Source organism: Myxococcus llanfairpwllgwyngyllgogerychwyrndrobwllllantysiliogogogochensis, from assembly GCF_006636215.1.
Taxonomy (GTDB): domain Bacteria; phylum Myxococcota; class Myxococcia; order Myxococcales; family Myxococcaceae; genus Myxococcus; species Myxococcus llanfairpwllgwyngyllgogerychwyrndrobwllllantysiliogogogochensis.
Genome location: NZ_VIFM01000802.1, coordinates 1 through 434 on the forward strand (window position 1 = coordinate 1; position 434 = coordinate 434).

General features: G+C 77.4%; 1 protein-coding gene. It reads left to right on the plus strand.

Annotation, left to right across the window (positions count from 1 at the left end; translation table 11 throughout):
- The coding region (locus FJV41_RS57440; protein WP_220138025.1) for a hypothetical protein at positions 1-434 on the plus strand (434 nt) is incomplete at both ends.

The window sequence follows — 434 nt, forward strand, 5'->3', positions numbered from 1 at the left end:
CAGGAACGCGAGCAGGCGCGCGCCGCGCTGGAGGCGCAACGCCAGCGCCAGCAGGCCGACGCGCTCGCCGCGCAGCAGCAGGCGCAGCGCGAGGCCCAGGAGGCCCGCGCACGCGCCGGACGCGAGGTGTCCACCGATCCGTCGCGCTCGCCGGAGTGCGCGCGGTCGCGCCGCCAGCTCGACCGCACCGCGGCCGAAACCGGCCAGGGCAGCTACGACGCGCAGGCCCGCCTGTCGGCCGCGCAACGCCAGATGGAGCTGGACTGCCTGGGCCCCGCGGGCTATGCGCAGGTGGAGCGCTCGCGCGGCCAGGGCGGGGCCACGTACGGCACGCAGGACGTCTACGTACCTCCCGTGGTGGTGGTGCCGCGGCATCCCGTGGTCGTGCAGCCGGCCGTGCCGGTGCCCAGGCCGCCGGGCACGCAGTGCAACGT